General features: G+C 76.6%; 16 protein-coding genes and 1 pseudogene. 12 read left to right on the top strand and 5 right to left on the bottom strand.

What is annotated here, in order from left to right:
* Window positions 1-23: 23 nt before the first annotated feature.
* Window positions 24-722 carry a Sua5/YciO/YrdC/YwlC family protein gene (locus SNE206_RS32435; protein WP_407917115.1) on the bottom strand — a complete coding sequence of 233 codons (699 nt, stop codon included), beginning with the start codon at window positions 720-722 and terminating at the stop codon, window positions 24-26.
* On the bottom strand, window positions 719-2,032 hold the full coding sequence (locus tag SNE206_RS32440; RefSeq protein ID WP_407917116.1) for a 2-isopropylmalate synthase: 1,314 nt from the start codon (window positions 2,030-2,032) through the stop codon (window positions 719-721). Before SNE206_RS32440 ends, SNE206_RS32435 begins: the two co-directional genes overlap by 4 nt.
* A gap of 263 nt (window positions 2,033-2,295) precedes the next feature.
* On the opposite strand from SNE206_RS32440, the gene SNE206_RS32445 reads away from it, so the two are divergent.
* The 4 genes and pseudogenes from SNE206_RS32445 to SNE206_RS32460 all read left to right on the top strand — a co-directional run bounded on the left by SNE206_RS32445 (window position 2,296) and on the right by SNE206_RS32460 (window position 4,389).
* On the top strand, window positions 2,296-3,018 hold the full coding sequence (locus tag SNE206_RS32445; protein ID WP_407917117.1) for an SMI1/KNR4 family protein: 723 nt from the start codon (window positions 2,296-2,298) through the stop codon (window positions 3,016-3,018).
* A 38-nt stretch (window positions 3,019-3,056) separates the two neighbouring features.
* A complete protein-coding gene (locus SNE206_RS32450) occupies window positions 3,057-3,464 on the top strand; it encodes a contact-dependent growth inhibition system immunity protein (protein WP_407917118.1) in 408 nt (135 codons plus the stop codon).
* A 31-nt stretch (window positions 3,465-3,495) separates the two neighbouring features.
* Window positions 3,496-3,776 (top strand): annotated as a pseudogene (locus tag SNE206_RS32455) (FAD-dependent monooxygenase); the annotation flags it as partial.
* Between the two features lie 157 nt (window positions 3,777-3,933).
* On the top strand, window positions 3,934-4,389 hold the full coding sequence (locus SNE206_RS32460; RefSeq protein ID WP_407917119.1) for a VOC family protein: 456 nt from the start codon (window positions 3,934-3,936) through the stop codon (window positions 4,387-4,389).
* 46 nt (window positions 4,390-4,435) lie between these two features.
* On the opposite strand, the gene SNE206_RS32465 is transcribed toward SNE206_RS32460, so the two are convergent.
* Complete coding sequence (locus tag SNE206_RS32465) at window positions 4,436-5,536, bottom strand: M20 family metallopeptidase (RefSeq protein WP_407917120.1); 1,101 nt, start codon at window positions 5,534-5,536, stop codon at window positions 4,436-4,438.
* A 313-nt stretch (window positions 5,537-5,849) separates the two neighbouring features.
* Between SNE206_RS32465 and sigK the strand changes: the two genes are divergently transcribed.
* Together sigK and SNE206_RS32475 are read left to right on the top strand one after the other, a co-directional pair.
* On the top strand, window positions 5,850-6,434 hold the full coding sequence (sigK, locus tag SNE206_RS32470; protein ID WP_407917121.1) for an ECF RNA polymerase sigma factor SigK: 585 nt from the start codon (window positions 5,850-5,852) through the stop codon (window positions 6,432-6,434).
* Window positions 6,431-7,183, top strand: coding sequence for an anti-sigma factor domain-containing protein (locus tag SNE206_RS32475; protein ID WP_407917122.1), 753 nt, complete (start codon window positions 6,431-6,433; stop codon window positions 7,181-7,183). The genes sigK and SNE206_RS32475 overlap by 4 nt, the downstream gene beginning before the upstream one ends.
* A 78-nt stretch (window positions 7,184-7,261) precedes the next feature.
* Here SNE206_RS32475 and gndA read toward each other — a convergent pair whose 3' ends face one another.
* Window positions 7,262-8,707: an NADP-dependent phosphogluconate dehydrogenase gene (gene gndA / locus SNE206_RS32480; protein WP_407917123.1), complete on the bottom strand. Its 1,446-nt coding sequence runs from the start codon at window positions 8,705-8,707 to the stop codon at window positions 7,262-7,264.
* 260 nt (window positions 8,708-8,967) lie between these two features.
* On the opposite strand from gndA, the gene SNE206_RS32485 reads away from it, so the two are divergent.
* The 6 genes from SNE206_RS32485 (at window position 8,968) to SNE206_RS32510 (ending at window position 15,732) form a co-directional block, all read left to right on the top strand.
* On the top strand, window positions 8,968-10,221 hold the full coding sequence (locus tag SNE206_RS32485; protein WP_407917124.1) for a D-alanyl-D-alanine carboxypeptidase family protein: 1,254 nt from the start codon (window positions 8,968-8,970) through the stop codon (window positions 10,219-10,221).
* A 111-nt stretch (window positions 10,222-10,332) separates the two neighbouring features.
* Window positions 10,333-10,695, top strand: a complete 363-nt coding sequence (locus SNE206_RS32490; RefSeq protein WP_407917125.1) for a VOC family protein — start codon at window positions 10,333-10,335, stop codon at window positions 10,693-10,695.
* Window positions 10,696-10,879: 184 nt separating this feature from the next.
* A complete protein-coding gene (locus tag SNE206_RS32495) occupies window positions 10,880-12,154 on the top strand; it encodes a PQQ-binding-like beta-propeller repeat protein (RefSeq protein WP_407917126.1) in 1,275 nt (424 codons plus the stop codon).
* A 148-nt stretch (window positions 12,155-12,302) separates the two neighbouring features.
* Window positions 12,303-12,827, top strand: coding sequence for a PadR family transcriptional regulator (locus SNE206_RS32500; protein ID WP_405009053.1), 525 nt, complete (start codon window positions 12,303-12,305; stop codon window positions 12,825-12,827).
* Window positions 12,824-13,510: an ABC transporter ATP-binding protein gene (locus SNE206_RS32505; RefSeq protein ID WP_407917127.1), complete on the top strand. Its 687-nt coding sequence runs from the start codon at window positions 12,824-12,826 to the stop codon at window positions 13,508-13,510. Before SNE206_RS32500 ends, SNE206_RS32505 begins: the two co-directional genes overlap by 4 nt.
* The gene (locus SNE206_RS32510; RefSeq protein ID WP_407917128.1) at window positions 13,507-15,732 is read left to right on the top strand and encodes an FtsX-like permease family protein; all 2,226 of its coding nucleotides are present in this window, start codon (window positions 13,507-13,509) and stop codon (window positions 15,730-15,732) included. The genes SNE206_RS32505 and SNE206_RS32510 overlap by 4 nt, the downstream gene beginning before the upstream one ends.
* 37 nt (window positions 15,733-15,769) lie before the next feature.
* Here SNE206_RS32510 and SNE206_RS32515 read toward each other — a convergent pair whose 3' ends face one another.
* On the bottom strand, window positions 15,770-17,068 hold the full coding sequence (locus SNE206_RS32515; protein ID WP_407917129.1) for a hypothetical protein: 1,299 nt from the start codon (window positions 17,066-17,068) through the stop codon (window positions 15,770-15,772).
* Between the last annotated feature and the right edge of the window lie 527 nt (window positions 17,069-17,595).

Here is a 17,595-nt window from a genome sequence, read left to right on the forward strand (position 1 = left end):
GGCGGGGGCCGGACGGCGGAGCCTCAGCCGGACGTGCCCCGGAGGTGGGCGAGATAGGCGGCCGCGTCCGGGTAGGGGTGGTCCTGCGCGCCGTGGCGGTGCAGGGTGAGCCGGCCGTCCGGGTGCAGCCGCAGGGTGGTGGTCGCCCGGCGCCGGGCGGGCGGCTCCCCCGCCTCGGGCTCCCCCACCGCGGACTCCGCCGGTTCGGCGAGGGCCAGCACGGGTGTGTCCGCCCCGAAGACGGCGACCGCCTCGGCGGTGTCGGCGGCCGGCGGGTGGCCGGTGCGGTTGGCACTGCTGACGTACAGCACCGGGAACGCGTCGAGGAGGGGGCGCAGCGGCTGCCAGCGGGCGCCGAAGAGCAGTGTCCAGCCGTCCTTGCTCGCCGGGGCCAGCCACGCCGGCCGGCGGGCGGCCGGACGCAGCGGCACCAGCAGGGTGAGGAGTTCCCCGGCGAGCAGGTGCCGGGCGCGTGCGAGGGCGGGCCGGTCGAGGTCCAGGGCGTCGGCGACGTCGGCGAACGTGTCGGGGTGGTGGGCCCACAGGGCGACGGGCTGGTCGGCGGGACGGTGCTTGGCGCCGTTGACGGCGGCGGGGTCGGTGCCGGCGACGACGCAGGTGAGCGGCGCCGGGTTCGGCAGCACGACGGCGGTGCCGGCGGCGAGGGCCTGCCGGGCCCCGGCGAGGCCGACGGTGCCGGCCGGCCGGCGGTCGGGGTTCACCGGGCACCGTCCGGGGCGGGGACGGCCGGGGCCGGGGCGGCGGGGGCGGCCGGGGCGGCGTGGACGGCTGCCGAGGTGAGCCCGTCGAGGTAGGCGCCGAAGGCCTGGTCGTCGATGACGGCCCGGCCGGTGCGGTACGCCCGCGTCTTCGCCCATCCCATGGCCGCGCGGGCCTGTCGGCGGTCCAGGCGGTGGCCGAGGCGGGCGGCGACGGCGGTCACGACGCGGGCACTGGCGAGGTGGGTGAGGACCACGCCGGGTGCGAGGCCGAGGAGCGCCTCGGGGTCGTAGGGCTGGAAGAGGTCGGGGCGGACGAAGGGGGTGCCGGTGGAGATGGTGGCGACGCCGGTGCCGACGATCGGCGTCGTCACGGCGAGGGGCACCCCGGTGCGTTCGGAGACCTCGCGGGCGATCCCCGGCAGCCGGGTGAGGTCCGGGGGCGTCCACCAGAGGCCGTCGCCGGTGCGGCGGCCGGTGAGTTCGCCGGCGCGGCCGGGGTCGTGGGCGAGCAGGAAGAGCAGCTGCTCGGTGGCGGCCAGGCCTGCGCGTTCGGCGATGCCGAGCCAGGAGGTGGAGACCACCCTGGTCCCGGCCTTGAGGGCCTCCAGGTTGTTGGCCAGGCCGAGGCCGAGGTCGTTGTGGAGGTGGGCGCCGAGCATCACGCCGTCGCCGGCCAGTGCGGCGACCCGGGTGAACATCCCGGCGGCCTCCCGGGGCAGTTGACGGCCGACGGTGTCCGCGAGGATCAGGATGCCGGCGCCCGCGGCGGTGGCGGCGCCGGCGTGGTCGGCCATCAGGGCGTGGTCGGCCCGGGAGGCGTCGGCGAGGCAGACGTCGACGGCGACCGCGTCGTCGAGGTCGCGGGCCTGCTTGACCAGGTCGACGCCGCGCGCCAGGGCCTCGCGCGCGCCGCGTCCGACCATGACGTGCGCCATCGCCTCGGAGGCGGGCACGACGACCATGACGCGGGCGTGGGCGCTGCCGCGGACGGAGGCGACGGCCTGGCGTACGTCGTCGGGGGTGGCGCGGCAGACGGCGGCGACGCCCACGGCTCCCTCGGCCTCGACGGCCACGCGGCGCACGGCCTCGAACTCCTCGCCGCAGACGGCCGGGAACCCGGCGGCGAAGACCACGTGCCGCGGCCCGTCGGCGCCGAACATCCGGCCCTGCGCACGGGCCAGCCGCACCCGGAACCCGGCGTCCATCAGCGTCTTGGCCTGCGCCCCGTCCCGCGCGGACTCCTCCCAGACCACCAGTCGGCCCGCCGCCGCGGACTCGCGCACCAGGTCGCCCGTCATGGGTGCTCCCATCGTCTCCCCTCCCTGCCACGCGGCCCCGGCGGGGCCGCGTACCACTGCCGGTCACCGCCGGTGCGCCGGAGGGCGCAGGGCAGGCGGAGCGATCGTTCCAAGGCGGGGGCTCCCGGGCCCGGACTCCGCCGCCCGGGTCACCCGTTCGGACGGAACGCGGCGTCAGATGCACCGTGGACGGCGGGCACGGGCGAGAATGACCCTCCCCCGGTTGCGGATGCGCCGGGTGCGGTCATGTCGGCGGCACCTCGTAGGCTCTGCGCATGAACGAGCACACCTGGGCCGGCGTACGGGAACGCGTCCTGGCACTGGCCGCCGCCCCGGACACCGTCGACGTCTTCGGCCGCTCCGGGCACCGGTTCGCCCTGGAGGCCCCGCTGACGGCGGAGGAGCTGGCCGACCTGGAGTCCTCGGCCGGCGTGACCCTGCCGGAGGACTACCGGGCCTTCCTGCTCCAGGTCGGTGCCGGCGGTGCCGGTCCCGCGTACGGGCTGTTCCCGGTCCGCCGTGTCCAGGGGCGCTGGCGCTGGGAGGGCGACGGCGCCGACCTCGCGGACCTCGCCCGGCTGGCCGAACCGTTCCCGCCCCTCGGGCCCGACCCCGAGGAGGTGGAGGCGCTGCTGACCGAGCGCCCCGAGGAGGAGGACTTCGAGGACATCGAGGTCTTCGACACGGCCACCGAGGCCTGGGACGAACGCTGGGACGCCCTGATGTGGGCCGGCGACCGGACCGCCGGGGCGGTCGTGATCTGCCACCTGGGCTGTGCCTACCGCGAGTGGCTGGTCGTCAGCGGCCCGGAGCGCGGCCGGATGTGGGCCGACAGCCGGGTGGACGACATCGACCTCGCCCCGCTGCTGGACGAGCGGGGCGCAGCGGTGACGTTCACCCGCTGGTACCTGGGCTGGCTCGAACAGGCGGAGCAGGCGGTCGCCGCAGCCGCCACCACAGCCACCGCAACAGCCACCGCAGCAGCAGCCGCACGTTGAACGGACGGGCCGACGGGCGGCCGCGGGAGAATCGTCCGGTGACCCCTCCCCCGGACCGCACCCGCTCGCTCGACGACCTCGAAGGCGCCTGGCCCGCCCCGCCGCCCGGGGCGACCCGCCTCGTCACGGCCGTGCACGCGGCGCGGCGACGGCCGGTCGGCGACCTGTCGGTCGAGGAGCTGCGTCTGCTGGTCGGTCAGAACGTGGGTCTGCCGTACGTCCTGCCGCTCGCCGTGGCGGTGCTCCGGGACGACCCGATGGCGGAGGGCGACTTCTACCCGGGCGACCTGCTGTCGGCGGTCGTGACGAGGCACCCGGCGGTCTGGGCGGTGTTCCCGGATCTTCGGCACGCCCTGCGGCCGGCCCTCGCGGATCCGACCACCCTGCCGCCGGACCTGCGGGCCGGGGTCGAGGAGTTCCTGGCATCAGGAGACCTCCCTCTTTGACATCGCTGGAATGCTGTTCCACAGCGGCCCGCCGGGCAAGGGCATCCAGACGCACCGGGAGAGCGGCGGCACCCTCCACACGTCGTGGCGCTCACCCGGCCGCAGGACTGGTTCGCCGGGGTCGACTTCACCGATCCCGTCGCAGCCGGGGACCGGATCGCCCAGGAGTTCGACGGCTGGGCCCCGGAGCTCACCGCACTGATCACCGACAGCGGGACCGCGCCGCTCCTGCGCCCCCTCCACACCCTGCCGACCGCGCACCGGTGGGACCGGGTGCCGGGGGTGACCCTGCTCGGCGCCGACGCCCCCCACGGCCTGGTCGCCCTGTTCACCGGGGACGAGCGGACGGCGTGACCCCCTCACCGCACCGGACCCCACGGGTACCGCCGCCCTCCGGCAGCCCGGATCCGGCGGCCCGGGCGGAGGGACGCGGCCCGCGCCTGTCGGATCCGCATGGGATCCTCCGCGCATGGAGATGACGCTGCAGCTGGTGATCGACTGTGCCGACCCGCGGAGACTGGCGGGCTTCTGGGCCGAGGCCCTGCGGTACGTCCCCGAGCCCCCGCCGGCCGGGCACCCCACGTGGCGGGCGTACTGGGCCGACCTGGGGGTGCCCGAGGAGGAGCTGCCCGCGGGCGCCGGGGAGGCGCCGGAGTCGATCGTCGACCCCGCGGGCCGGGGGCCGCGGGTGTGGTTCCAGCAGGTCCCCGAGCCGAAGGTCACCAAGAACCGGGTGCACCTCGACCTGAAGGTGGGCGGTGGGCGCGGTATCCCGCTGACGGTTCGCACGCAGCGGGTCACCGCCGAGGTGGAACGGCTCACCGGGGCCGGGGCCACCGTGCTGCGGATCATGGACGAGCCGGGGATGGAGCACTACGCCGTCGTTCTGCAGGACCCCGAGGGCAACGAATTCTGCGTCGTCTAGCCCCCTCGGCCGGTCGCCACGGGTCCGGGCCGCACGACAGGCCGCCCTAGGTGTTCCGGATCGCCCGGACGAGGCCGGCGACCAGGTTCGCCCGCTCGGCCATGGCGTCGACCAGCAGGTACTCGTGGTCGGCGTGCGCGCCGCCGCCGACCGCTCCGAGGCCGTCGAGGGTCGGCACGCCGAGGGCGGCCGTGAAGTTGCCGTCGCTCCCGCCGCCGACCGCGACACCTTCGAGGCCGGGCAGCAGCCGTCGTGCCACGGCGAAGAGCTCGGTGGACGCCGACTCGGGCATCGGGGGCCGGCCGACGGATCCCTCGACGGCGATCTGCGCCCCGTCGAGGTGCGGGGTCAGCGCCGCGAACGCGGCTTCGATGCGCGCCTTCTCGCTCGCCGACTCGACCCGGACGTCGACGACGACGGTCGCCTCCGCGGGGACGACGTTGTCCAGCGTGCCCGCGGAGGCGACCGTCGGGGTGACGGTCGTGCCGATGTCGGGCCGGCCGAGCGCGGCGATGTCCAGCACCTGGTGGGCCGCCTCGATCAGGGCGTTGATGCCCGCCGCGGGTTCGAGGCCCGCGTGGGACGCCCGCCCGGTGACGGTGACCTGGAACGTTCCGCAGCCCTTGCGGCCGGTCTTGAGCGCGCCGCCGTCGGCGGCGCCTTCGAGGACGAGGACGGCGCCGCAGGCGAGGGCCCGCTCTTCGAGCAGTGCCCGGGAGGTGCGGGAGCCGACCTCCTCGTCCGCGGTGACGAGGATCTCGACGCCCGTCAGGTCGTCGAGCGTCGCGAGGCCGTGCACGGCCTGCACCAGGCCGCCGAGCATGTCGAAGACGCCGGGGCCGGTGGCACGCCCGTCCGCGACCGCGAACGGACGGCGTTCGAGGGTGCCGAGCGGGAAGACCGTGTCGTGGTGGCCGAGGACGAGCACCCTGGGCTCGCCGCCGCCCGACCAGTGGACGTGCGGCCCGGCCTCGCTCCCGACGAGGACGGCCTGCCCGCCGAGGCGGCTCTCGACGACCTCGGCGACGACCTTGGCCGATGCCGTGAGGGCGTCGGCGTCACGCGACGGGGACTCGGTCTCGACGAGCGTCCGGAGGTCTTCGATCATCGCGTCGACGCTCAACGGGGCGGTCCTGGTCATCGGCATGGTGCGAGGGTAGCTGGCGCGCCGGGGCCCCGGGGGGACCGCCCCCCGCACCTGGCCGCCCCACCCCGGCCGGCCCACCCCGGCCGCTGCACGACCGACACGACGGGCAGGGCCGCGGACGAGCGGCGATGATCGGGATGTCCCGCGAGCGGCTGCGGCGCCGGTCCCGTCCGCGGCGGGCCGGGCTTCGAACTACTGGTGCGGGGTCCTCCCGCCGTCCCGTCCGCACACCGCCAGGAGGTGTCCCCGTGTTCTCCGCACCTGCGCACCGCACGCCGGCGTCCCGCAGGGGCCGTACGCGGAGGGCCGCGCGATGAGCGATGCCTGCCCGGCACCGGCCCACCGGCCGGACGACCACCGCCTCCGGGAGCTGATGGCCGAGGTCGCCGTCGGCGACCACGACGCCTACCGGCTGGTGTACCGGTCGGTGGCCGGTCAGGTGTTCGGCCTGGTGCGCCGGATCCTGCGCGACCCGGCGCAGTCCGAGGAGGTCGCGCAGGAGGTGATGCTCCAGGTGTGGCAGGCGGCGGCGCGCTACCGGCCGGAGCGCGGCGAGGTGGTCGCCTGGGTGCTGACGATGGCGCACCACCGTGCGGTCGACCGGGTCCGCCAGGCGCAGGCCTCGGCGGAGCGCGAGGCCCGCGCCGCGGCGCACCAGCACACGACGGCCTTCGACGAGGTCGCCGAGAAGGTGCAGGACAGCCTGGAGCGCGAGCGCGTACGGCACTGCCTGAAGGCCCTGACCGAGGTGCAGCGGCAGTCGCTGACCCTGGCGTACTACCGCGGGCTGACGTACCAGCAGGTGGCCGAACTGCAGCACGCGCCGTTGAGCACCACCAAGACCCGGATCCGCGACGGGCTGATCCGCCTCCGCGACTGCCTGGGGGTGGGATCGTGAACGACCCCGACCTGCACGCGCTCAGCGGCGCCTACGCCGCGCACGCCCTCCGGCCGGAGGAGCGTCCGGCCTTCGAGGAGCACCTCGCCGGCTGCGAGGTGTGTGCGCGGGAGGTCGACGGGTTCGCCGCCACCCTGGCGCGGCTGGCCGCCTGCGAGGCGTCCGCCGTCCCGCCCGGTGCGGAGGAACGCGCGATGGCCGCGATCGGCACCGTCCGGCAGCTGCCGCCCGCCGGGGCGGCCGCACCGTCCGGAACGGCGAGGCGTCGGCTCGCGCACCCCCGGCGCTGGACCGGGCTCGCCCCGGCGGCCTGCCTGGCGGCGGCGGCCGTGCTCGGCGGGGTGGCCGTCCAGCAGCACGACGAGGCCCGGCAGAGCCGGGCGGAGGCCGGCCGCCTGCACACCGAGCTCGACCGGTTCAGCGCCCTGCTGACGGCCCCGGACGCCCGCACGGCGACCACGACGGCCGCCGACGGCGAGGGCACCGGCACCGCCGTCTGGTCGGAGAGCCGCAACCAGGCGGGTTTCCTCACGACCGGCCTGCCGCCGCTGCCGTCGGGCACGACGTACGAGCTGTGGTTCGCCGACGGCGGCGCCTTCCGTCCCGCGGGGCTGATGGCGTCCGCCCAGGGCGCCCGGCTGCTGGAAGGCCCGCTCGGGCAGGCCACCGGCATCGGCGTCACCCTCGAACCGGCCGGCGGCTCCCCGCAGCCGACGAGCGACCCGGTGCTGCTGGTGCCGGTCAGCTGACGTGGTGCCGGTCAGCTGACGGCGGCCCGGCGGACCGGCCGGGACCTGCCCGCACGGGCCGCGGCGGGCGGCCGCCGCTCAGCGTTCCTCCTCGGGCCGGCCGTCGAGCTCCCAGCGGGTGTGGAAGGTCCCGTCCCGGTCGGTGCGCCGGTACGTGTGTGCGCCGAAGAAGTCGCGCTGCCCCTGCACGAGCGCCGCGGGCAGCCGCCGGGCCCGCAGGCCGTCGTAGTACCCGAGGGCGGTGGAGAAGCCCGGGGTGGGCACGCCCAGCTGGGCGGCGGTGGACACCACCCGGCGCCAGGCCGACTGGGCGCCGTCGAGCGCCGTCCGGAAGTGGTCGTCGGTGAGCAGCGTGGGCAGTTCGCCGCCGCCCTCGTACGCCGCCCTGATCCGGTCGAGGAAGCGGGCCCGGATGATGCAGCCGCCCCGCCAGATCGTGGCCATGGCGCCGGGGTCGACGCCCCAGCCGTACTCCTCGCTGCCGGCCTGGATCTGCTGGAACCCCTGGGCATACGCGACGATCTTCGACGCGTACAGCGCCTGCTCGACGTCCTCGGCGAACCGGTCGGCGGCGGCGCTGTCGAGCCAGGTCTCCGTGGGGCCGGGCAGGTCCGCGGCGGCGGCGCGGAGTGCGGCGTGCCCGGAGAGGGAGCGGGCGAACACCGCCTCGGCGATGCCGCTCACCGGCACGCCGAGTTCGAGTGCGGTCTGCACCGTCCACCGCCCGGTGCCCTTCTGCTCGGCCCGGTCGAGCACGATGTCGACGAAGGGCTCTCCGGTGTCCGCGTCGGTGTGCGCGAGGATCTCCGCGGTGATCCCGACGAGGTACGACTCCAGCCGGCCGCCGTTCCACTCCCGGAAGATGCCGGCGATCTCACGGGGCTGCCGCCCGCCGGCGTGCCGCAGCAGGTCGTACGCCTCCGCGATGAGCTGCATGTCGGCGTACTCGATGCCGTTGTGCACCATCTTCACGAAGTGTCCGGCGCCGTCCGGCCCGACGTGGGTGCAGCAGGGCTCGCCGTCGACCTCGGCCGCGATGTCCTCCAGCAGCGGGCCCAGCACCCGGTAGGCCTCGTCGGTGCCGCCGGGCATGATGCTGGGGCCTTCGAGGGCACCCTGTTCGCCGCCGGAGATGCCGGCGCCGACGAAGTGGAGTCCGCGCTCGCGCAGGGCCTGTTCGCGCCGGCGGGTGTCGAGGAAGTGCGCGTTGCCGCCGTCCACGACGATGTCGCCCTCGTCGAGCAGCGGCACCAGTTCCTCGATGACCGCGTCGGTGGGCGCACCCGCCTTGACCATGATCACGAGGCGCCGGGGCCGTTCGAGTGCCGCCACGAACTCCTCCACCGACCCCGCCGGGACGAACGCGCCCTCCTCGCCGAACTCCTCGACGAGCGCGGAGGTGCGCGACGCGGTCCGGTTGTGCACCGCGACGCGGTAGCCGTGTCTCGCGAAGTTGCGCGCCAGGTTGCGGCCCATGACGGCCAATCCGGTGACGCCGATCTGAGCCAGGGGCCGCGCAGTCATGACGGTGAACTCCAGGGACTCGACGGGTGGACACACACCGACACCACCCTCCCGCGATCCCCTCCGGACCGCATCCGGACCACGTCCGGGCCGCATCAGGACCACGTCCGGGCCGGCGGGCGTCGAGGAACCCGCCCCGCCGGGGCAGGCCGCTCCCGTCCGCGGGGCGGACGTTCCCGGACGGCGCAGTACGGCGGCGGGCCGGAGGAGGCCGCGGGTACGGTCGCAGCGTGCGCTTGTCATGTCACTTCATATGCCTGGTGTCGGCCACCGCGATAGGTGTGGGGCCGCTGCTCGCCCCTACCGTCCCCGCCGCCGCCACGGGCCGCCCGCAGGGCGCGGCCTCCCCCGTCGGCGGCCCCCGGCTGGGACGCTCCGGCGTCCAGGCCGACCCTCTGGCGGGCGCTCCGGCCCTGCCGTCCGAACTCACCGCGTTGGCCTGGCTGGTGGCCGACGCCACCACGGGCGACGTGCTCGCCGCGCAGAACGCGCATCTGCCGCTGCCGCCCGCCAGCACCCTGAAGATGCTCTTCGCCGACACCCTGCTGCCGAAGTTCGACCGGTCGCTGGTGCACCGGGTCACCACGGCCGACCTCGCCGGCATCGGCGAGGGCAGCAGCCTCGTCGGGGTCAAGGAGGGTCTGGGCTACCAGGTCCAGGACCTGTGGCGCGGCGTGTTCCTCAGCTCCGGCAACGACGCCGTGCACGTCCTCGCCCGGATGAACGGGGGCATAGCCCGGACCGTCACGCAGATGCAGGCCCGCGCGGAGGCACTGCAGGCCCTCGACACCCACGTGGTCACGCCGGACGGCTACGACGAGGACGGCCAGGTCTCCTCGGCGTACGACCTGACGCTGTTCGCCCGCGCCGGGCTGCGCGACCCGGACTTCCGCAGCTACTGCGCCACGCGCACCGCGGACTTCCCCGGCGCGGTCGACCTCGCCACCGGGGTGCGCAGCAGCTATGCGATCGCCAACACCGACAAACTGCTCGGCAGTTACCCCGGCCTGATCGGTGTGAAGAACGGCTACACCACCAACGCGGGCGCGACCTTCACCGGCGCCGCCGTGCGCGACGGCCGCACGCTGCTCGTCACGGTGATGCACCCGGAATCCTCCGGCACGGTCTACGACGAGGCCGCCCTGCTGCTCGACTGGGGATTCGCCGCGGCCGGCCGGGTCCGGCCGGTCGGCGTGCTGGCACCGGACGGCGCGCAGCCGGCCGCGGCGGAGCCGGACGGACTCCCCCGGGCCACCCCGCTGCCCGCCGACGACGACGGGATCGGCGCGGCCTGGTGGGCGGCGGGCGCCGCAGCGGGGACCGCGGTGGTGCTCGCGGGCGCCGCGGCGGTCACGGGCCGGGGCGGTCGGCGCCCGGCGGCGGGCCCGGCGGCAGCAGGGGCAGGAGCCGGGGCCGGGCCTCGCCGATCGAGGCGGAAGCCGGTGCGGCAGCCGGTGCGGCGGGCCGTCCACAGGCTGGTCGGCAGGACCCGCCGACGGCTGCGGACACGCTGACCCTCGCCGGTACGCACCCGCTGCCGCACCCCACCTCCCACACCCCCACCCCCGCACCCGCTGCCGCACCCGGCGGGACGCCGGCTCCGGCGCTGCGGCAGCATGGGCGCCATGCGCATCCTCGGCCTGACCTTCGCCGGCTCCTCGACACCTCACCGCCCGGAGATGGCCCGCTTCCTCCGTGACACGCTGGCCCTGCCCGTCAGCACGGTGGAGGGGGTCGAGGCCGACCTGTTCGACCTGCCCGACGGGTCCGTGTTCGCGGTGGCGTCCCCGGGCGGGATGGGCGACACGGCACGGTCGGTCGGCTTCCTGGTGGACGACCTCGACGCCGCCGCGCAGGCCCTGCGGGAGGCCGGCGTCGAGGCCGGTCCGGTCGGTGAGAACGCGCGCGACCGCTACCTGCACTTCCGGGCGCCCGACGGGGAGCTCTACGAGCTGGTCGAGCGCAAGGGCGGCGCCGGGCAGCCCTGAGCCGTCCGGCACCGGGCCCGGTACCGCCCCACGGCTCGGTACCGCCCCACGGCCCGGTACCGCTCCACGGCTCGGCCCCGCTCTCCGACCGGGCCCGGTCCCCCGCGGGTTCCCGGCCCGGGTGCTGCGGCTATCCTCCCGGCGGGGACGGCCCGGCCGGGGCCGCGCGGGGAAGGGGACGTCCGTGTCCGAATGGTCCGACGGCCCGGCGGGCGGCACAGCACTCGACCCTTCGCCCGGCGACGCGTGGCCGGCCTCCACCCCGGCGGCCGGCGAGGAGCTCCACGAGCCGCCCGCCGCCCCGGGCCGGCGCCGGGTGCTGCTCGGCGCCGCAGCGGCCCTGATCGGCGGTGCGGCGGCATGGCGGCTCACCCGTGACGGCCGGCCGCCGCGCGAGCCGCGCCTCTTCTCCGGCCCTGCACCGGTGTGGACCGTCGACGGCCCCGGACCGCAGACCCCCGAGCGGCTGGCCGGCACCCTGCCGGGCGCCGCCTACGTCACCGCTGCCGCGCTGCTCCTGCTCGATCCGGCGACCGGCTCCGTCCGGCACACGGTCCGTCTCCCCGAGGCCGGCCGCCCCGCCCCCGGGCCGACCGGCGGGACACCGGGCCCCGGCCGGCTGCTCCCCGGCGACGAACGCGTGTACACCGCGACGGCGACGGCCGTCCGCGGCTACCGCCTCACCGACGGCGTGGGCGACCGGGAGGCCACCGCGACCGGACTCCTGGGCCGATCGGCCGCGTTCGTCCTGGACGGCTGGGCGGACGGCACCGCGTACGGCCGGGCGGCGTCCGGCAGCTCCGCGGGGTCGCTGGTGTTCGGGCTCGGCACCGGCCCGGGCACGACCGGCTGGGTGCGCCCGGCCGGGGAGGGCGGCGGGCAGCTGCTCGACCTGCAGCCGGCCCCCGGCGGGCTGCTGCTGGCGCGCAGCAGCCGCGACGAACTGGTGGCGCTGGACGCCGCGGACGGCTCGCGCCGGTGGCTGGTCGCCGCCGACCAGGCGCTGCGCCGGATGGAGACCGACGCGGCGCGGGTGTACGTCGCGCAGCGCGGCTCCGGCCTGCGGGCGGTGCGGCTGTCCGACGGCGGCGAGGCGTGGTCGCTGCCGCCGGCCCGCGACGCCTGGCGCCGCCTTCGGCCGCTGGCGGCGGACGGGCTGCTGTTCGTGCCGCGGGACGACGGGGTGGTGACCCGTCACGCGGCCGGCGACGGCAGCGAGGTGTGGTCGTGCCGGCTGCCCTTCCGGCCGGACGCCCGCTGCCGGCCCGTCCTCGCCGGCGGCACGCTGTTCGTGCCCGGCCCGCGGACGGGCGGCATCGCCGCGGTCGACGCCGCCACCGGCGAGCTCCGGTGGACCTTCCAGGACTACGCCCCCGGAGCCGGCTACTGGCAACTGGGCACGGACGGACGGCAGGTGTACGCCGGGCACGACAGCGTGCTGCACGCCCTGCGGGCCTGACGGCCCGTCCGACCACCAGGCCACCCGTCCGCCCGTCCGCCCGTCCGCCCGTCCGCCTGCCCGACCGTCCGCCTGCCCGCTCACCCGGTCAGGCCGGATTCTCTCGATGTATACACCGGGTGTATACCCGTGGTGTACGGTCGTCCCCATGAGTGTTCCTCTGACGCTTCTCGGCCTGCTGGAGCGCGAGCCCAGCCACGGCTACGACCTCAAGCGCGACTACGACGCCCTCTTCGGCCGGGGCAAACCGCTGCCGTACGGCCAGGTCTACGCGACGCTCGGACGCCTCGCCCGCGACGGCAAGGTCGTCGCCGCCGACGCGGAGCCCGGCGACGGGCCCGAACGCAAGCGGTACGTCATCACCGACGCCGGGGTGACGGAGTTCGAGACCTGGCTCACCGAGCCCGTCGCGGCCGAACCCCACCTGCAGACCGTGCTGTTCACCAAGGTCGTGCTGGCCCTGATGCTCGGACGCGACGCCGGGCAGTACCTCGACACCCAGCGCGCCGCGCACATGCAGCGGATGCGCGAACTCACCGAACTGCGACGCAACGGCGCGCTGGTCGACGCCCTGCTCGCCGACCACGGCCTCTTCCACCTGGAGGCCGACCTGCGGTGGATCGACCTGACCGCCGCCCGTCTCGACGCGCTCGCGCAGGAGGTGCGCCCGTGACCGCCCTCATCGAGGCCCGCGGCCTCGAACTCTCCTTCGGCGAGACGCCCGCCCTGCGCGGGGCCGACCTCGCCGTCGACGCCGGCGAGATGCTCGCCGTCATGGGCCCCAGCGGCTCCGGCAAGTCGACCCTCCTGCACTGCCTGGCCGGCATCCTCGTCCCGGACGCGGGCGAGGTGCACGTCGACGGTCTGCGGATCGACACCCTCGACGAGGCCCGGCGCAGCGCCCTGCGCCGCGACCGGTTCGGCTTCGTCTTCCAGTTCGGCCAGCTCGTCCCCGAGCTGACCGCCGAGGAGAACGTCGCCCTGCCGCTGCTGCTCGGCGGCGCCCGCCGCACCTCCGCCCTCGCCGAGGCCCGCCCGTGGTTCGCCCGGCTCGGCCTCGACGGACTGGAGCACCGCCGCTCCGGCGAGCTGTCGGGCGGCCAGGCGCAGCGCGTCGCCCTCGCCCGCGGCCTCGTCACCCGCCCGCAGGTGCTGTTCGCGGACGAGCCGACGGGCGCCCTCGACTCGCTCACCGGCGAGCAGGTGATGGAGCTGATGGTCGCCGCCGCCCGTGCGGAGGGCACCACCGTCGTCCTGGTCACCCACGAGCCGCGGGTCGCGGCCTTCGCCGACCGCGAGGCGGTCGTGCGCGACGGCCGGGCGACCTCGCTGCGCACCGAGCGGCTCGCCTCGTGATCCGGTTCGCGCTGCGCCTCGCCGTCAGCGGCGGACGGGAGGCGGTGGCCCGCCTGGTCGTCATCGCGGCGGCCGTGGCGATCGGCGTCGGCCTGCTGCTCTCCACGCTCGCCGGCATCAACGCCGTCGCCGAGGCCAACGACCGGGTCCTGTGGCTCAACAGCGGTTCGGTGGGCAACACCGCGACGGCCGACGTCGACCCGCTCCTGTGGCGGGTGCACGGCGACTACTACGCCGGCCGGTCGATCGTCGAGGTGGACGTCGCCGCGACGGGCCCCACCTCGCCCGTCCCGCCCGGGATGTCCCGGCCGCCGTCGCCCGGGGAGTACTACGCCTCCCCCGCGCTCGCCGCGCTCGTCCGCGGGGTTCCGGCGGACCGGCTCGCGGACCGCTTTCCCGGCAGGATGACCGGTGTGCTGGGGGACGCGGCACTGCAGTCCCCGGACTCGCTGCTCGCCGTCGTCGGCCGCACCCCGGAGCAGCTCCGCGCCATGCCGGACGCACGGCCGGTCACCGCCGTCGCCGACTCGTTCCCCGCCGACTGCCGGGACTGCCCCGGTCACGGCGTCCGCGGCGACGCCATGACGCTCATCCTCTCGGTGGTCGCCGGTGCGCTGATCTTCCCGGTGGTGATGTTCATCGGCACCGCCACCCGGCTCTCCGCGGCCACGCGGGAGCAGCGGTTCGCCGCGATGCGGCTGGTCGGCGCGACACCCCGGCAGATCTCGGTGATCTCCGCGGTGGAGTCGACCCTGGCCGCCGCGGCCGGCACGGCGGCCGGCTTCGCCGTGTTCGCCGCGCTCCGGCCCGTCGTGGCGACCGTGCCGTTCACCGGTGAGCGCTTCTTCGCCACCGACCTGACCCTCACCGCCGTGCAGATCGCGGCGGTCGCCGCCGGTGTCCCGGTGGCGGCCGCCGTGGCCGCCAGGCTCGCCCTGCGCCGGGTCGTCGTGTCACCGCTCGGCGTCAGCCGCCGGGTGACGCCGCGGCCGCCGAAGGCCTGGCGGCTGGTGCCGCTGCTGGCCGGCCTGGCCGAGCTGGCCTGGTTCGTCGGCCGCCGCCCCGAAACGACGGACGGGCAGACCGCCGCGTACCTCACCGGCTTCCTGGTGATCATGCTGGGACTGGTGGTCGCCGGGCCGTGGCTCACCATGGCCGCCGCCCGGGCCGTCGCCCTGCGGACCCGTCGGCCGGCCACGCTGATCGCCGTCCGGCGGCTCGCGGACGACCCGAAGGCCGGCTTCCGCGCCGTCAGCGGTCTCGTGCTGGCCCTGTTCGTCACCAGCGCCACCGTCGGCATCATCGGCACCATCGACGTCAACCGCGGCGGGCTCTCGGGTGATCCGCTGACCCGCGCCGCCGTGGAGCACGGCGCGCTGCTCGACGAACCGCCGATGGCCGACTCGGTGCCGGAACGGGTCCTGGCCGACCTCCGGGCCGTGCCCGGCGCCCGGGGCCTGGCCGTCGTCCACGCCAACCCCGACCGGATCGGGATCGAGGCCGACCCGGCCCGCCGCTGGGCCCCCGGGCTGGTGCTCTGCTCGGACCTCGCGCAGATCCCCGTCGTCGGCCACTGCCCGGCCGGGGCGGGCGTCGCGGCCGTGCCGCTGTACGAGTTCCTCGACCTGCAGGCGAAGACGGACGTGGAGTGGCCAGCCGCCGCGATCGCCCCGGAGAGCCTCGCCCGGCTGCCCGTGCAGCTGGTGTACGCGACCACCGACGGGTCGACGGCCGCCCTGGAACGCACCCGCACCGTGCTCACCCGCGCCTTCCCCGCCCAGCAGGCCCGGACGGTCGGCGACCGGGGATCGTCCCAGCAGCAGGAGATGGCGGGCTGGCGGCGGCTCGCCGACGTGGTGCTGCTCACCACCCTGCCCATCGCCGGGTGCAGCCTCGCGGTCGGCGTGGTCGCGGGGCTGTCCGACCGGCGGCGGCCGTTCGCGATGCTGCGGCTGACCGGCGCGCCGCTCGGCCTGCTGCAGCGGGTGATCGCCCTGGAGAGCGCGCTGCCGCTGCTGGTCGCGGCGACGGTCGCGACGGGCACGGGATTCCTCGCGGCGCAGATGTTCCTCACCTCGCAGATGCACTACGACCTCGTGCTGCCGGGTCTCTCCTTCTACGCGCTGAGCGGGCTCGCACTGGCCGCCTCGCTCGGGATCATCGCCTCCACGCTGCCCGTGCTGCGGCGGATCACCGGTCCGGAGGCGGCACGCAACGGGTGACGGGCCGCGCCGGGGGGTGGGGAGGAGGGCCGCGTCCTCACCCCCCGGCGCCGGCGCCGCGGCGCGCCGCGGCGGCCCGCACCCCGGGCTCCTCCATCGGGTCGTCGCGCAGAGCGGCGACCTGCTCCCGTACGTGCGGCAGGTCGGGGGCCTCGGCGATGCCGAGCAGACGGGCGTCAGCCTGGCAGTCCCACAGCGACTCGGTGTGCGCCTCGTCCAGCCCGGAGGGGTCGATCACGGCGAGTGCCCGCAGGTAGGCGGGGCGCTCGTACGAGTGCGGGGTGCGCAGCCAGAACCGGCGCAGCGTGGGGACGGCCTCCGCCGCGGCCGGGCCGAACCGGGCCAGGCCCGCGGCCAGGTCGGCGGGGCCGCACCAGGCCCGCTCCCGCCAGTCCGCCTCCAGGGCCGCCACCAGGACGGGCAGGTCGCGCGTCCCGCCGTGCCGGGTGAGCGCGGTGAGGCCGATCCGGGCCAGCCAGGGCCGGCCGTCGGCCGCCCACGCGCGGGCGGCGGGCACCGCGAGGGCTCCCAGCCGGGAGACCGCGCGCGGCAGCCCCGACAGCGGGTGTTCGCCGTCCGCCGAGCCCAGCGAGGGCACGAGCGGCAGGAGGTCCGGCTCGCCCGGGCGGCCGGCCAGCAGGCCGAGGGCGGCCGTCCTCGCGGCGGGGTCGGCCGCCGGGTCGGCCAGCACGGTCAGGAGGCGTCGGCTGCTCGCCTCCACCTCGACGGCGCGCGCCCGCGGCCGCGAAGGCGGTGCGGGCTCCGCCGCGGGAAGGCCCCAGCGGACCCACGGTTCGGAGCGGCGGAGCAGCGGTTCCCCACCGGTGAGCCGGGCCCGCGCCGTCCCCGCGAGGTCGTCCCACCAGGCGGCCGGCCAGCGGGACGCGACGGATTCGAGGACGTCCACCCAGTGCTCGCCCTCCCCGATGTACGTCCGCAGCGCCTCGCGGGCCGGGAGGGAACCGGAGAGGGCGAGCAGTTCCAGCACCCCGGTGGCCTGCTCGCAGGCGTCCGCGTCGCCGGTGAGCAGGTCGGCGATCGGGCCGGTCGGCAGGCCGAGGTCGCGGACCAGCCGGGCCAGGTAGAGGTGGCGCTCGTCGACGAGGGGGTGCCAGCTCCAGTCCTGCCGGATCATCTCGTGCACCAGCGCGGCGGCTCCGGGCTCGTGGGGCGCGGTCGCGGCTCCGAGGCCGCGGCCGCGCTGCAGCAGCCCGCGGAGGGTGGAGACCCGTGCGTAGGCGGGGCCGGGATCCGGGGCGGGGCCGGAGTCCGGGGCGGGGCCGGAGTCCGGGGCGGGCGGCCCGTCGGGCTTCGCGTCGTCGGTCGCGTCGTTCATCGCGCGGAGCCTGCCGGGGAACGGGCGTCCGCGCCAGCGCTTTTCGGCCGCGGCCCGGCCTGCGGCAGTGTGGCGGCGGTCGCATTCGGGGCCGGCGGCCGCGACCGCACGTGGTGGCCGGAGTTCACCGGGTGACGGGCGGGCAGGGGCTCCCGGTGAGGGTCCTCACACGAACGACCCCTCCACGACGGCGGGTCGTAGCAGCGCACGGGCGGTTCGGCGGCGGCCGCCCGCAGCGCGCGGCACATCTCCGCAGCGGCACGTCCTCGCAGGTCGGGCGGCATCGGCCGGCGCCTGGCCACCGGCGCGGGGGTGCGGCGGCGGGGCGCATTCCCGGGCGCACCGCCGGGGCCGTGCTACGACGGCGGGTCGTAGCAGGGGGGTCTTGGCGGCGGGCGGGCGCTCTGGCAGCTTTGGCCGAGTCGAAGCCGCACCGGCACCTGTCCCGCCGGGTGCGGCTCCACGCCGAGTCCCGCCCGACCCTGCGGCCCCTGTCCGGCCGCGGATCGTGACGGGAGGGACTCCGG

This window comes from Kitasatospora sp. NE20-6 (assembly GCF_045862635.1).

Bases quoted from the DNA above. Each gene is read 5' to 3' on its own strand.
- SNE206_RS32440 (WP_407917116.1), bottom strand. From the start codon at position 2,032: ATGGGAGCACCCATGACGGGCGACCTGGTGCGCGAGTCCGCGGCGGCG.
- SNE206_RS32445 (WP_407917117.1), top strand. From the start codon at position 2,296: ATGAACGAGCACACCTGGGCCGGCGTACGGGAACGCGTCCTGGCACTG.
- SNE206_RS32460 (WP_407917119.1), top strand. From the start codon at position 3,934: ATGGAGATGACGCTGCAGCTGGTGATCGACTGTGCCGACCCGCGGAGA.
- SNE206_RS32465 (WP_407917120.1), bottom strand. From the start codon at position 5,536: ATGCCGATGACCAGGACCGCCCCGTTGAGCGTCGACGCGATGATCGAA.
- sigK (WP_407917121.1), top strand. From the start codon at position 5,850: ATGAGCGATGCCTGCCCGGCACCGGCCCACCGGCCGGACGACCACCGC.
- gndA (WP_407917123.1), bottom strand. From the start codon at position 8,707: ATGACTGCGCGGCCCCTGGCTCAGATCGGCGTCACCGGATTGGCCGTC.
- SNE206_RS32490 (WP_407917125.1), top strand. From the start codon at position 10,333: ATGCGCATCCTCGGCCTGACCTTCGCCGGCTCCTCGACACCTCACCGC.
- SNE206_RS32500 (WP_405009053.1), top strand. From the start codon at position 12,303: ATGAGTGTTCCTCTGACGCTTCTCGGCCTGCTGGAGCGCGAGCCCAGC.
- SNE206_RS32515 (WP_407917129.1), bottom strand. From the start codon at position 17,068: ATGAACGACGCGACCGACGACGCGAAGCCCGACGGGCCGCCCGCCCCG.